Here is a 14,018-nt window from a genome sequence, read left to right as displayed (position 1 = left end):
GCGGCGGCGGCAATGGCGGCGGCGGCTACGGCGGCGGCAAGCCCGGCGGCGCACAGCGGCGGCGCCGGCGCAGCGGCGGCAGTGGCGGCGCCGGTGGTGGCGGTCAGAACCGCGGCCGCCAGGTCGCCTGAGCCCTGCCCCGACCAACCTCAAACCGACAAATCTCAAAGGCCCCCACACGGGGGCCTTTTTCTTTGGCCCGAAACAACAGCCCGCGCCGAACGGGCCGAGCCTCGGGCCGTGTCCGGATCACCTGCGGGACGGAATCCGGATCCCCGTCTCAACCACCACATCCGCCCAGATCGGCAGATGGTCCGAGGCGATATGCGCCGGCTGCTCCAGATGCACCCCGTGCCCCGCCGCCGCCAGCCCCGCGCTCAGCGCGATCCGGTCCAGCGGCCCCAGCGGGCGCAGCGCCGGAAAACTCGCCCGTGGCGGCAGGAACCGCATGGCCGGCGCCAGCCGCTCCAGACCGGAGCGCGCCGACCACTCGTTGAAATCGCCCGCCCAGATCATCGGCATCGCCGGCAGCCGCGCGGTCTCCTGCGCCAGGTGCAGCACCTGCTTGCGGCGATACCGCCCCACCAGCCCCAGATGCAGCCCCACCACCCGCAGCGGGCCCAGCGGGCTGTCGAAGGACACCCAGACCGCGCCGCGCGGCTCCAGCCCCGGCAGGTCGATATGGCCCATATCGCGCAGGCGCAGCGCGCCACGCCGCCAGATCACCGCGTTGCCGTGCCAGCCGAGCGAGCCGGCGCCGCCCAGATCGGCAACCTCCCAGCCAGCCTCCTCCAGCACGAAATGCGGCAGCGCTGCCGGGCGCGGCGGCAACCGTTTGTCGGCCTCCTGCAACACCACCACCTGCGCGCCCAGCCGCGTCAGTACCTGCAGCACACGCCGCGGCTGGCGCCGCAGGTCCAGCCCGACGCATTTCTGGATGTTGTAGCTGGCCAGGCGCAGCGCGGCGCTCTCGTTCATTCCGCAGGGTCCGGGTTCAGGGCGGGTGTTGCCGCCGATTGTGCCGATGCGCGGCGGCGGTGCAAGCCCGGCGATTTACCTGCTCTTGACAGTTGCATGACTTGCGCATCCTTTGGGCAGATGGAAGAAAAACGCGCGATCGATACATACGGGGCCGCCGCCCTGACCGGCTTCGCGCTGCTTCTGGCCTTTAACCAGGTGGTGATCAAGATCACCGGCGACGGTTTCGCCCCGGTGTTCCAGGCCGGCCTGCGGTCGGCCGGGGCGGTGCTGGTGCTGCTGATCTGGATGCGGGTCCGGGGCCTGCCCCTGACCCTTCCGCGCAGGGCGGTGCCCTGGGCGGTACTCTCCGGCCTCGTCTTCGCCTTCGAGTTCACCTGCCTCTATATCGCGCTGGACCACACCACCGTGGCGCGCGCCTCGATCATCTTCTACTCGATGCCGGTCTGGCTGGGGCTGGCCGCCCATCTGTGGCTGCCGGGCGAACGGATCACCGGGCTGCGCGCCCTCGGCATGGCGCTGGCCATGGCCGGGGTGGCGCTGGCGCTGGCCGACCGCTCCAACGGCCAGGCCAGCCTGCTGGGCGATCTTCTCGCCCTCATCGCCGCGCTCGGCTGGGCCAGCATCATCCTGCTGATGCGGATGACGCCGCTAAGTCTGGTCAGCCCGGTGATGCAGCTGTTCTTTCAGGTGCTGGTCTCGGCCCCGGTGCTGCTGGCGGCGGCGCCGCTGTTCGGCGCGCTCACCCGCGACCCGCAGACGATCCACTATCTCGGGCTGGCGTTCCAGACCGTCTGCGTGGTCAGCCTCGGCTTCCTGCTCTGGTTCCACCTGATGTCGATCTACCGCGCCTCCGGCGTCGCCTCCTTCAGCTTCCTCTCGCCGGTCTTCGCGGTGCTGTTCGGCTGGCTGATTCTGGGCGAGCATATCGGTCCGCCGGTCTGGATCGCGCTGGCGCTGGTCGCCGCCGGCATCGTGCTGATCAACCGGAAATAGAGAAGGCCCTCACGCTCGGCTCCAGTCACAGCAATTCTCGGCAATCGCTGTGCGCACAGGCCCCGCCCTAGGCGACTGATCCCGATTGTCGCACCGCCCGAATCTCCCTTATGTCCCGCAGAAGGTCGCCTCGACCACCTCGTCCGGCAGCGGCGGCCGGGTCAGGTCCTCGGCCTCCGGCTGATCCTCGTAAGGGGTCGCCAACACCGCGTTCATCCGGTGGAACGGCGCGTAATCCCCTGAAACCGCCGCCTCGATCATCTGCTCCAGCCGGTGGTTGCGCGGAATGAACGCGGGGTTTGCCGCCGCGATCAGCGGTGCCGCCTCGCCCAGCCCCTGGCGCCGCGCGCGCCACGCCGCCTCCCAGCCGTCATAGGCGGCCGGATCGGTGAACTGATCCCGCGCCACCGCCGAACCCAGCGCCCGGAAGGTATTGGTGAAATCCGCCTGGTTCGCGGCCATCCGGCGCAGCAGATCCTCGATCAGCGCCTGATCGCCCGCCTGCGCATCGCTCAGCGCCAGCTTGACCCGGAACAGCCGCAGCCATTCCGCCTCGATCGCGCCCGGCATCGCATGGACGATCTCCGTCGCCTCTTCCACCGCCGCCTCGCGGTCCTCGATCTGCTGGATCAGCGCGGTGGCTAGCTGCGCCAGATTCCACACCGCCATCTCCGCCTGCCGGTCATAGGCATAGCGCCCATAGCGGTCGATCGAGCTGAACACCGTCTGCGGATGGAACACGTCGAGAAAGGCGCAGGGCCCATAATCGATGGTCTCGCCCGAAATCGCGCAATTGTCGGTGTTCATCACCCCGTGGATGAACCCCACGCTCATCCACTGCGCCACCAGCCGCGCCTGCGCCGCGCAGACCGCCCGCAACAGGCCCATCGGCCCCTCCGCCTGCGGGTAGTGGCGATCTATCGCATAGCCGGTCAGCCGCTTCAGGCTCTCCAGATCGCCGCGCGCGGCAAAAACCTGGAAACTCCCCACCCGCAGATGGCTCGCCGCCACCCGGGTCAGCACCGCGCCGGGCAGCGCCCCCTCCTGCCGGTGCACCGGCTCGCCGGTCTCGACCGCCGCCAGTGCCCGCGTGGTGGGAATGCCAAGCGCGTGCATCGCCTCGGACACGACATACTCGCGCAGCACCGGCCCCAGCCAGGCCCGCCCGTCGCCGCCGCGCGAATAAGGCGTGCGCCCCGACCCCTTGAGCTGAATGTCCCGCCGCCTGCCGTCCGTGCCCACCACCTCGCCCAGCAGCACCGCCCGCCCGTCGCCGAGCTGCGGGTTGTACTGGCCGAACTGATGCCCGGAATACAGCTGCGCCAGCGGCGCCGCCCCCTCCGGCACCCGGTTGCCGGAGAACACCGCCGCCATTTCCTCCGCCTCGCCCGGCGCGATGCCCATTATGCGCGCCAGATCTTCATTGAAGATCACCAGATACGGCGCGGCCACAGGCTGCGGATCCTGGGCGGTGAAAAACGCGCCCGGCAGGCGGGCGAAAGAGTTGTCAAAGGGGATTTTCAGGCTCATGGCGCAAAGATAACTTTCCCGCACAGGATTGCCATAGCGAGCGGGCCCCGCAGGATGCATAATCGCCGCCATGACTGACATGACCGCCGACCAGATCATCGACACGCTCAACCTGCAACGCCACCCCGAAGGCGGCTGGTTCGCCGAGACCTGGCGCGCCGAAACCCCCGGCACCCGCGCCAGCGGCACCGCGATCTATTTCCTGCTGACAGAGGGGGAGGCCAGCCACTGGCACCGGGTGGATGCGACCGAGATCTGGCTCTACCACGCCGGTGCGCCGCTGGTGCTCTCGCTCAGTGCCACCGACGAGGGTCCGGCGCAGGACCACCTGCTCACCCCCGACCTCCGCCGGGGCCGGCCGCAGCTGATCGTCCCCGAACAGCACTGGCAGGCCGCCCGCAGCACCGGGGCCTATACGCTGGTCTCCTGCACCGTCTCGCCGGGGTTCGACTTCTCCGGCTTCACCCTCGCCGCGCCGGGGTTCGACATCCCTCGTGGCTGACCGCCCCTGCTGCGGCTTCGGAGCCGTCCTCGCCTGAGACCGGACGGCCAGGGACGGCGGCCCCGCTCAAGACAAATCGCCGAGGGGCCCCGCAGCGCGGGGATGCGGCTATTTTTCTTGAGCGGGGATGAAGGCTCTCGCAGGCAAGGATCGGGCGAGGATGCGGGGGAAGCTGCTGCTTTGGTGGGCTCCGAGGCCCCTTTGCCTAGTCCCCCGGCCTGCTGACGATCCCGCCCCCGACCAAGGCCCGCACCCCCGTGGTGCCCGGGCAGGAGGTCGCCATCCCATAAGCCACGCGGACAGCCAGATAGGCAAAGGCCTGCGCCTCCAGCATGTCGCCGTCCAGCCCCACCGCCTCCACCGGCTCCACCGGACAGTCAAGCGAGACGCGCAACATCTCCATCAACACCGGGTTCAGCCGCCCGCCCCCCGTCACCAGCAGCCGCGCGGGCGGGCGCGGGCAATGCTCCATCCCCTGCGCCACGCCCGCAGCGCACATGGCGGTCAGCGTGGCGGCGGCATCGGCATCGCCCAGCTCGCCCACCAATCCGATCATCTCGGCGAAATCGTTGCGGTCCAGAGACTTAGGCGGCATCCGGGTGAAATAGGGCTCGGCGAGAAACAGCTCCAGCGCGCCCTCCTCTACGATACCGCGCGCCGCCAGCGCCCCGCCCTCGTCCATCTCCAGCCCGCGGCGGGCCAGCATCAGGTCGTTGACCGGCGCATTGGCCGGCCCGGTGTCGAACGCCAGAAGCGCGCCCTCCGCCTCCGGCGTCTCGAACGTGGGGTCGACATAGGTCAGGTTCCCCACCCCACCGAGGTTGAGGAAACACACCGGCTCCACCGCGCCGATCCACTTGGCGCAGGCGAAATGAAAGAACGGCGCCAGCGGCGCGCCCTCGCCGCCCATCGCCACGTCGTCGCTGCGGAAATCCCAGACCACCGGCAGCCCCAGCGCCTGCGCCAGCGCAGCCCCGTCGCCCACCTGAAACGTGCCCCGCCCGCGCGGCTCATGCGCCAGCGTCTGGCCGTGAAACCCCACCAGATCGACGCCGTCGAAGCCCGCCAGCAGCTCGGCGTGGGCGGCGTCCACCACGTGCCCCGCCGCCTCGGCCTCCGGCCCGGCCCAATGGCCCAGACCCGCCCGCAGGACCGCGCGCTCCTCGTCGGAATACGTCCGATAGCCCGTCTCGCCGAACCCCAGAATCCGCCGCCCGTCGGTCTCGACAACGGCGGCGTCCACACCGTCCAGCGAGGTTCCGCTCATCGCCCCCAGCGCGCGCAAAGGCGCGCCCGCTTTACCGGCCTTATTCATGGCCTTTTCCTTTGTCTCACTGCCGCCTATACACTCCCCGCAAATCAAATCCGAGGCAAGCCATGACATACCACCCGAAATCGGACTTCATGCAGGTGATGATGACCCGCGGCTATCTGGCCGACTGCACCGATTATCAGGGCCTCGACGAGGCGCTGAGCAGCGGCACGGCTTGCCCCGCCTATATCGGTTTCGACGCCACCGCGAAATCGCTGCATGTGGGCAGCCTGATCCAGATCATGATGCTGCGCTGGCTGCAAAAGACCGGGCACAAACCGATCACCCTGATGGGCGGCGGCACCACCAAGGTGGGCGATCCCTCGTTTCGCGCGGATGAGCGCCCACTGCTGACGCCCGAACAGATCGACGACAATATCGCCGGCATCAAACAGGTGTTTTCCAAGTACATCACCTATGGCGACGGCCCCTCGGACGGGCTGATGATCAACAACGCCGAATGGCTGGACGATCTGAACTACCTCGATTTCCTGCGCGACATCGGCCGCCATTTCTCGGTCAACCGGATGCTCAGCTTCGAGAGCGTGAAATCCCGGCTCGACCGCGAACAGTCGCTGTCGTTCCTCGAATTCAACTACATGATCCTGCAGGCCTATGATTTCCTGGAACTGAACCGCCGCTACGGCTGCATCCTGCAGATGGGCGGCTCGGACCAGTGGGGCAATATCGTCAACGGCATCGACCTGACCCGCCGGGTTCTGGACCACGAGATTTATGGCCTCACCTCGCCGCTCCTGACCACCTCCGACGGCAAGAAGATGGGCAAAAGCCAGGATGGCGCCGTCTGGCTCAACGCCGAGATGCGCAGCCCGTACGAATTCTGGCAGTTCTGGCGCAACACCACCGACGCCGATGTGGGCCGCTTCCTCAAGCTCTATACCGAGTTGGCCGTAGACGAATGCGACCGCCTCGGCGCGCTGGCGGGCTCGGAAATCAACGCGGCCAAGATCATCCTCGCCAACGAGGTGACCACGCTCTGTCACGGGGCCGAGGCGGCGGCGGCGGCCGAGGCCACCGCGCGCGAGGTCTTCGAGAAGGGCGGCGTCGGCGACGACCTGCCCACCTTCAAGCTGACCGCGGGCGAGATGCATCTGCTGCCCGGCGATGCGATCTCGGGCCAGCCTGGCGAGATGTATTGCTCCGCCGCGACCCTCTTCGTCGATGCCAAGCTGGCCAAATCCGGCAAGGACGCCAAGCGGCTGATCTCCGAACAGGCCGCCTTCGTCAACGACGCCGCGGTGGACCCCGCCTTTGCCTTCGTCTCGGTGAGCGATCTGCGCAAGACGGTGAAACTCACCGCCGGCAAGAAGCGCCACGCGCTGGTGCAGATCGACGGCTGAGCCCGACAGCATCGAACGTCTCTCAACGCCCCGGCCCCACGCCGGGGCGTTTTTTTTTGCATTGAGCCGCCCGCCCCACAAAAAAGGCCGCGCAAGCGCCGGGCTGTGGGCTGGCGCAGCAACATCCGTTCGGCGCACTGAATAGCAGCCAAATCCGGACGACATCTGATCGGAATGTTCACGTCGACCAAGCGCCGGTCCGCGGGGAGGGTCCGGCGCTTGCGCGTCTCTCGGCGATTGCATGGAATGCAATCGCCTGCCGACAGTGCCTTGCTCCGCAATGCACGAGAGGCGCCCTGCGGCCTTGTTCCGCGCAGGGGGAGCTTTGCTCACAACACCCGCCGCAGGGCGGGCTTCGGCCCGCCACCCCCAACCCGCCCCGATCTGCCGCCGCGTTTCCGCAGATGCCCACTGGATTCCAACGCCCCCCGCCTGCTATCTGAACGCATGTTCATATCAAGGGAGAGGACGCCGCAATGAAACTGTCCAATACCGCCGCCGTGATCACCGGCGGCGCCTCGGGCCTGGGCGAGGCCACCGCCCGCCATTTCGCCTCCCAAGGCGCCCAGGTCACCCTGCTTGACCGCGACGCCGAGCGCGGCCCCAAGATCGCCGCAGAGATCGGTGGCCATTTCGTGCAGACCGACGTCACCGACGACGCCTCCGTCGCCGCCGCCATCGCCTATGCCGTCGACAAGATGGGCAGGATCACCGCCGCCGTGAACTGCGCCGGCATCGGCACCGTCGGCAAGACCCTGGGCAAGGAGGGGCCGCTGCCGCTCTCGACCTTCCAGACCACGATCAACGTCAACCTCGTGGGCAGCTTCAACGTCGCCCGCCTCGCCGCCGCCGAAATGGCGACAAACGAGCCCGACGAGGATGGCGAGCGCGGGGTGATCATCAACACCGCCTCCGTCGCCGCCTTCGACGGGCAAAAGGGCCAGGTCTCCTATTCCGCCTCCAAGGGCGGCATCGTCGGCATGACCCTGCCGATGGCCCGCGATCTGGCGCGCGACAACATCCGCGTCATGGCCATCGCGCCGGGTATCTTCCTCACCCCGATGCTGATGGGCCTGCCCGAGGCGGCGCAGGAACAGCTGGCCGCCGACGTGCCCAACCCCGCCCGCCTGGGCCGCCCCGAGGAATACGGCCGCATGGCCGGCTTCATCGTCGAGATGAGCTATCTCAATGGCGAGGTGATCCGCATCGACGGCGCCCTGCGGATGCGCTGAGCGGACATACCGCATTCCCCGGCTGCGCGAACGCATCGCGCAGCCGGATAGCGCCGCAAAAAACCTCTCCTCGACGAAAAATCCCCCTCTCGCCGCGCTTTGCTGCGCGCCGCGGCCAGCGGACACCTGTACCGCCCCCGCCCATCCGCCTACCGTCCTCGCCATCCCCTCCGACTCAGGCGAGCTTGCCCGGATGACCCTGAACACCGACCGCAGACCGCAGAAACGCCCCGCCATTCCGCGCACCGTCTGGGCGCTCGGTCTGGTCAGCCTGTTCATGGATATCTCGTCCGAGATGATCCACGCGCTGCTGCCGCTGTTCCTGACCACCACCCTGGGCGCCAGCGTCGCCCTCGTCGGTGTGATCGAAGGCGTCGCGGAATCGACCGCCGCCATCGTCAAGGTGTTCTCCGGCTATCTCTCCGACCGCCTCGGCCGAAGAAAGCCGCTGATCCTCGCCGGCTATGGCCTGGGCGCGCTGTCCAAACCGTTCTTCGCGCTGGCCGGCGCCCCCGTCACGGTATTCGCCGCCCGCTTTGCCGACCGCATCGGCAAGGGCATCCGCGGCGCCCCGCGCGACGCGCTGATCGCCGATGTGGTGCCCCCCGCGATCCAGGGCCGCGCCTATGGGCTGCGCCAGGGGCTCGACACCGCGGGCGCCTTCATCGGCCCGCTGCTGGCGATCGCGCTGATGGCCCTGTTTCACAGCGACATGCGCACGGTGTTCTGGTTCGCCATCATTCCCGGCCTGATCGCGGTTTCCCTCGTCCTGCTGGGGGTGGAAGACCGCGCCGCCGGAGAGGGTGAGAGACCGGCGCCGCCGCCGATCCGCCTCCAGGACATCCGCCGGTTCAGCACCGCCTTCTGGGGCGTCGTCATCACCGGCGTGCTGTTCACCCTCGCCCGGTTCAGCGAGGCCTTCCTGGTGCTGAAAGCGCATGAGCAGGGCCTGCCGCTGGCCCTCGCCCCGCTGGTTCTGGTGGCGATGAACGTCGTCTATTCGCTTGGCGCCTATCCCGCCGGCGTCTGGGCCGACAGCGCCTCGCCCGCATCGCTGCTGCTCTGGGGCCTCGCCGCGCTGATCGGCGCCGACCTGGTTCTGGCCCTCGCGCCCGGCCTCGCCTGGACCTTCGTCGGCCTCGCCCTTTGGGGGGTACATATGGCCGTCACCCAGGGGCTGCTGTCAAAACTGGTCGCGCAACACGCCCCCGAGGATCTGCGCGGATCGGCCTTCGGCCTGTTCAACTCCGCCACCGGCGTCGCCATGCTCGCCGCCAGCGTCATCGCCGGCCTGCTGTGGGACCAGATCGGCCCCGCCGCGACCTTCCTTGCGGGGGCCGGATTCGCGGTTGTCACGGCGACGCTGGTGGCCGCGATGGCCCTGACCCGGCCGCGCGCGAGGGAAAAAGAACGGCACTAACAGCCTCTTCGACAGCGCCCGCCCCACAGTGCAAGCCGCGCAAGCGCCGGACCGTGGTCTGGCGCAGCACCCTCTGATCGGCGCGCTTTATGGCAGCCAAATCCGGATGACGCCCGATCGGCGCGCCTACGTCGTCCAAGCGCCCGACCGCGGGGACGGTCCGGCGCTTGCGCGGTGCCCTGCGGGCTTGATTCCGCGCAGAGGCGCTTTGCTCAGAGGCCGGCTTCAGGTCGGCGCCGCAACTTTTTGAACGATGCTCCAGGCACTGCCCGGCGGCACCCCGCCCCTCGACTCCGGGCAAAAACCGCCAAACTCCCCCCAGAACGTACAAAACGGCCCGGAAACTCCCCAACCGGGCATTTCCGGGCCGTTTCTCACTGCCTCAAACCGTACAAAACAGCCCGAAAACCCTACGTTCCGGCGGCCTTCTCCTCCAGCACCAGCCATTCCTCCTCGAAGGCCGACAGCTTCTCCTGCCGCATCACCAGCGCCTCGGTCGCCTTGCGGAATTTTACCGGCTCGCGGGTGTAAAGCTCCGGATCGGCCAGCAGTTGCTCCAGCTTTGCGATCTCCGCCTCGATCCGCTCGATCTCTCCCGGCAGCGCCTCAAGCCGGTGCTTCTCGGTAAAGGAAAGGCCCGTTTTCGGCCTCTCCTCCTGCTTCATCTTCGCCTTGGATGCTTTTGTTTTTTCGCTACTTTCCACGACATTACTGGGCTTCTGCGCCTGATAGTCGCTCCAGCCGCCGGCATAGATCACCGCGCGCCCGTCGCCCTCCATCGCCACCGTCGTGGCGGCCACCCGGTCCAGGAAATCCCGGTCGTGGCTGACCAGAAGAACGGTGCCGTCGTAATCGTCCAGCAACTCCTGCAGCAGGTCCAGCGTCTCAACGTCCAGATCGTTGGTCGGCTCGTCCAGCACCAGCAGATTCGACGTCTGCGCCATCAGCCGCGCCAGCAGCAGCCGGGCCTTTTCACCGCCCGACAGCGCCCGCACCGGCGCCCGCGCCTGGCTTTCGTCGAACAGAAATTCCTTAAGATAACCAACGACATGCTTGGGGGTTCCCCGCACCATGATCTGGTCCGACTTGCCCGAGATCCGCATCGCCGGATCGCCGGTCAGGCTTTCCCAAAGGGTCGCGTCCGGGTCGAGTTGCGCCCGCGCCTGATCGAATACCGCGACCTCCAGATTGGTCCCGAGCGTCACCGTGCCGCTGTCCGGCGCGATCTCTCCCAGCAGCAGTTTCAACAGCGTCGTCTTGCCCGCGCCATTGGGGCCGACAAAGGCCACCCGGTCGCCGCGCTGGATCCTGATCGAGAAATCGGACAGGATCACATTATCTCCGTAAGCCTTTGAAATATGGCTTGCTTCGATCACCTTGCGGCCGGATTTCGGCCCCGCCTCCAGTGCCAGTTCGGCACTGCCCTGGCGTTTGATCTGGGCCGATCGTTCGGCCCTGAGCGCCTGCAGCGCCCGCACCCGGCCCTGGTTGCGCTTGCGCCGCGCGCTGATCCCCTCCACCGCCCAGCGGGCTTCCGATTTGATCAGCCGGTTCAGCTTGTGCCGCTGCATGTCCTCTTCGTCCCAGACCGCATCGCGCCAGGCCTCGAAATCGCCGAAGCCCTTGTCCTGTCGTCGAAGTTTTCCTCTGTCTATCCAAAGGGTTGCGCGCGTCAGGTTGCGCAGAAAGGCACGGTCGTGACTGATCAGGACAAACCCCGCCCGCGTCGCCTTCAGCTCCTCTTCCAGCCAGGAGATCGCCTCGATATCCAGATGGTTGGTGGGCTCGTCCAGCAGCATCAGCTCCGGCGCCTCGGCCATCAGCCGGGCCAGCGCCGCGCGCCGCCGCTCGCCCCCCGAGGCGGTCTCGACCGGCCGCGCGGGATCGAACTTGAGCCCTTCGCCGGCGCGCTCCACCTTGTACATCTCGCCCGGCTCCAGCGACGCCGACGCAAAATCGCCAAGCGTGGAAAACCCTTTCATGTCAGGTTCTTGTTCCATGTAACCAACGGAAACGCCGGGGCGGACGATGACCTCGCCCCGGTCCGGCTCGACCAGGCCGGCCATGACCTTCATCAGGGTCGACTTGCCCGATCCGTTGCGCCCGACCAGCGCGATCCGGTCTGCGGGCTGCACCACCAGATCGAAATCGGAAAACACCGGTTCCCCCCCGAAGGTCAGGGAAACGCCATTGAGTTGCAAAAGGGGTATACGTGCCATGCCTGCCAGCTATCCCCGCCCGCGCGCGCCGTCAACGGGGCGCGGATGCGCGGTCCCGTTCCCACGCGGCCCACAGGCCCGGGATCACCCCGCCACGGCCCGCAGCAGCCGTTTGCGGGCGGGCGGAATCGCGCCGATCTCGAGCCCGGTGAAGACATGCAGCGTGTTCATCTGCCGGTCGACCACCGCGTGATCGCTGACCCAGCCGCCCATCATCAGATAGGTTCTGAGCAGCGGCGGCATCCGCAGCATCGCCTTTTTCGCGTCCGGCTTGCGCCGCAGCCGCGCGGCAAAGCGGAACACATCCGGCGCCTTGACCCGCGGCAGCCAGCGCTTTGGCCCGAGGTGCCGGTGCTTCAGCATGGCAAAGGCGTCGAGATACTCTGCCGTCTCGGTGCCCGCGAAGGAGGAACAGCCGAACAGCATGGCGATGTCGTTTTCGTCCACGAACTGCGTCATCGCCCCCCAGGCCACCCGCAGGATATCCGGGTCGTGCCAGTCCGGGTCGATGCAGAACCGGCCCATTTCCACCATCCGGCCGTCAAAGCTTTGCAGCCCCGACAACTCATAGAACTGCGCCGAATAGCTGCGGGCCAGCTCGGCGCCGCCCTCCAGCACCAGCATGCGAAAACAGCAAACCAGCGCGCCGCTGCGGGTCTCGTGCACCAGAATATGGGAACAGACATCGTCAAAGGCGTCGCGGTCGGGCGCGCCGGTGCGAAAGGCGCGCGTGCGCAGCGCCTGCGCGGCGGCAATATCCCCGGGCGTCCCGGCCAGAGATGCCCGGTACCGGCCCTTGGTCAAAAGCGGCATGACCCCTCCGCGATCCGTTTGCAGAATTCTAGTGCCGCGGCCTCTAGCACACAAGATATGACCGCGGCATGACCGCCGGCCCGTCCCGGTGTAAAACCCGCTGCGGAACCCGGTACCGGGCCCGGATCACTCCTCCAGGACGTTGCCCGGGTTGAAGCGGCCGAGGTTGCCCAGCAGCTGGCGCAGGAAGGTCTTGTCCGCGACGCTGGAGCTGGTCACACGGCGCTGCAACGGAATCGTGCGGCCATCCTCGAGCCCGTAGCGTTCGATGCCGCGCACCACGCCGCGCTGATCGAAGTTGATCGCCACCACCTCGCGCGAGACGACTTTGGGCGCGGCGGCGCCATAGTGGCGCATACGGCTGGACACGTAATAGAACCCGCTGTCCTTCAGCACGCCGGAGGAGGTTGGCGGACCGACCGCCTCGATCACGCTGTCGCGGGTGTCCTTGCCCACCTGAATCGCGTCCAGGTCTTCCGGCGTGGGCACATAGCCGTGATTGCGATAGGTCGCGGCACAGCCCGCCACGGCCAGCACCGCCAGCCCCAGGACGGCGCTGCGCAGGACCGCTTTCAGCGGGGAGACGGATGCAAACATGGAAGCCCTTTCGCCTTGGCTTTTCTGTGCCTGACATCCCGCTTATATAAACTGTGCCCACGGTTCAAGATTGCGTAAACCCCTGAAGGAAGGCAAAGCCCGCCAATGACCGACACCCCCGCGCTGCGCGTGGCCGAGCTGCCACAGAATGCCCCGACCCCGTTCGACCTGTCCCCGGACGCCGGGGCACGCGCCGCGCTGGCCGGCGAGCTGGGGCTGAGCGCCCTGCGCAAGTTGCGCTTTACCGGCCGGATCGTCGCCCATGGCGCCCGCGACTGGCTGCTGGAGGGGCACCTGGGCGCCACCGTGGTACAGCCCTGTGTCGTCACGCTGGACCCGGTGACCACCCGGATCGAGAGCGACGTGCGCCGCCTTTTCCTTGCCGAGATGCCCGAAGATCACGATGAGGCCCCCGAGGTGGAAATGCCCGACGATGACACCATCGAGGCGCTGGGCGCGTGGATCGACCCGGCCGCCGTGATGGCCGAGGCGCTGGCGCTGGCGTTGCCGCTCTATCCGCGCAAGGCGGACGCCGATCTGGGCGAGGCGGTCTTTACCGCGCCGGGCAAGATGCCGATGCGCGACGAGGACGCCCGCCCCTTTGCCGGGCTTGCCGGGTTGCGCAACACGCTGAAACAGGGCAAATGACGCATGGGAACCCGCCGCCGCACGGCGTCGGGAAGAATCGGTTGCACGGCAGAGAAAACACAGTATTTTCGCCCGCTCATCCGAATTAGGGTTGGACATCGCGCAGGCTGCGGCCTAAACGCACGTCACGCCGTAAGACACGGAATCGAAACATGGCTCGCGGGACCGCCCGGAGCCCCAATCAGACAAGGGTTGAGACATGGCCGTCCAACAGAACAAAGTATCCAAGTCGCGCCGCAACAACCGCCGGGCGCATGATGCCTTGGTTGCTGCAAACCCCAACGAATGCTCGAACTGCGGTGAGCTCAAGCGTCCACACCACGTGTGTCCGTCCTGCGGCCATTACGCCGACAAAGAGGTTGTCGCCATGGCGGATGAGATCGACCTGGACGAGGACGCGGCATAAGCCA

The 14,018-nt window shown here is 67.6% G+C and carries 13 protein-coding genes; 7 read left to right on the top strand and 6 right to left on the bottom strand.

What is annotated here, in order from left to right; genetic code table 11:
- Positions 1–249: 249 nt before the first annotated feature.
- The gene (locus E1832_RS02290; RefSeq protein ID WP_133358123.1) at positions 250–978 is read right to left on the bottom strand and encodes an endonuclease/exonuclease/phosphatase family protein; all 729 of its coding nucleotides are present in this window, start codon (positions 976–978) and stop codon (positions 250–252) included.
- Positions 979–1,098: 120 nt separating this feature from the next.
- Here E1832_RS02290 and E1832_RS02285 point away from each other — a divergent pair, with 120 nt between their 5' ends.
- Complete coding sequence (locus tag E1832_RS02285) at positions 1,099–1,974, top strand: DMT family transporter (protein ID WP_133358122.1); 876 nt, start codon at positions 1,099–1,101, stop codon at positions 1,972–1,974.
- A 108-nt stretch (positions 1,975–2,082) separates the two neighbouring features.
- Here the strand turns inward: E1832_RS02285 and E1832_RS02280 are convergent, their stop codons facing one another.
- Positions 2,083–3,504: a protein adenylyltransferase SelO gene (locus E1832_RS02280; RefSeq protein WP_133358121.1), complete on the bottom strand. Its 1,422-nt coding sequence runs from the start codon at positions 3,502–3,504 to the stop codon at positions 2,083–2,085.
- Between the two features lie 79 nt (positions 3,505–3,583).
- On the opposite strand from E1832_RS02280, the gene E1832_RS02275 reads away from it, so the two are divergent.
- On the top strand, positions 3,584–4,006 hold the full coding sequence (locus tag E1832_RS02275; RefSeq protein ID WP_133358126.1) for a cupin domain-containing protein: 423 nt from the start codon (positions 3,584–3,586) through the stop codon (positions 4,004–4,006).
- A gap of 205 nt (positions 4,007–4,211) precedes the next feature.
- On the opposite strand, the gene E1832_RS02270 is transcribed toward E1832_RS02275, so the two are convergent.
- Positions 4,212–5,321: an anhydro-N-acetylmuramic acid kinase gene (locus tag E1832_RS02270; RefSeq protein WP_133358120.1), complete on the bottom strand. Its 1,110-nt coding sequence runs from the start codon at positions 5,319–5,321 to the stop codon at positions 4,212–4,214.
- Positions 5,322–5,383: 62 nt separating this feature from the next.
- Between E1832_RS02270 and tyrS the strand changes: the two genes are divergently transcribed.
- The 3 genes from tyrS to E1832_RS02255 all read left to right on the top strand — a co-directional run bounded on the left by tyrS (position 5,384) and on the right by E1832_RS02255 (position 9,331).
- On the top strand, positions 5,384–6,679 hold the full coding sequence (tyrS, locus tag E1832_RS02265) for a tyrosine--tRNA ligase (RefSeq protein WP_133358119.1): 1,296 nt from the start codon (positions 5,384–5,386) through the stop codon (positions 6,677–6,679).
- A gap of 476 nt (positions 6,680–7,155) precedes the next feature.
- Complete coding sequence (locus tag E1832_RS02260) at positions 7,156–7,911, top strand: SDR family NAD(P)-dependent oxidoreductase (RefSeq protein ID WP_133358118.1); 756 nt, start codon at positions 7,156–7,158, stop codon at positions 7,909–7,911.
- 193 nt (positions 7,912–8,104) lie between these two features.
- Positions 8,105–9,331 (top strand): MFS transporter, encoded by a 1,227-nt coding sequence (locus tag E1832_RS02255; protein WP_133358117.1) that lies wholly within the window; start codon positions 8,105–8,107, stop codon positions 9,329–9,331.
- 410 nt (positions 9,332–9,741) lie between these two features.
- Here E1832_RS02255 and E1832_RS02250 read toward each other — a convergent pair whose 3' ends face one another.
- From E1832_RS02250 to E1832_RS02240, 3 genes are all read right to left on the bottom strand, one after another.
- Positions 9,742–11,550, bottom strand: coding sequence for an ABC-F family ATP-binding cassette domain-containing protein (locus tag E1832_RS02250; RefSeq protein WP_133358116.1), 1,809 nt, complete (start codon positions 11,548–11,550; stop codon positions 9,742–9,744).
- Between the two features lie 84 nt (positions 11,551–11,634).
- Positions 11,635–12,363 (bottom strand): GNAT family N-acetyltransferase, encoded by a 729-nt coding sequence (locus E1832_RS02245; RefSeq protein WP_133358115.1) that lies wholly within the window; start codon positions 12,361–12,363, stop codon positions 11,635–11,637.
- Positions 12,364–12,489: 126 nt separating this feature from the next.
- Positions 12,490–12,960, bottom strand: a complete 471-nt coding sequence (locus tag E1832_RS02240) for an outer membrane protein assembly factor BamE (protein WP_133358114.1) — start codon at positions 12,958–12,960, stop codon at positions 12,490–12,492.
- A 105-nt stretch (positions 12,961–13,065) separates the two neighbouring features.
- Between E1832_RS02240 and E1832_RS02235 the strand changes: the two genes are divergently transcribed.
- Together E1832_RS02235 and rpmF are read left to right on the top strand one after the other, a co-directional pair.
- Complete coding sequence (locus E1832_RS02235; RefSeq protein ID WP_133358113.1) at positions 13,066–13,608, top strand: YceD family protein; 543 nt, start codon at positions 13,066–13,068, stop codon at positions 13,606–13,608.
- A 199-nt stretch (positions 13,609–13,807) separates the two neighbouring features.
- Positions 13,808–14,014, top strand: a complete 207-nt coding sequence (gene rpmF / locus E1832_RS02230) for a 50S ribosomal protein L32 (RefSeq protein ID WP_133358112.1) — start codon at positions 13,808–13,810, stop codon at positions 14,012–14,014.
- Positions 14,015–14,018 lie beyond the last annotated feature (4 nt).

Source organism: Antarcticimicrobium luteum, from assembly GCF_004358185.1.
Lineage (GTDB): Bacteria > Pseudomonadota > Alphaproteobacteria > Rhodobacterales > Rhodobacteraceae > Antarcticimicrobium > Antarcticimicrobium luteum.
The sequence above is the reverse complement of the archived record's forward strand: the minus strand, read 5'-3'. Positions and strand labels throughout refer to the sequence as shown.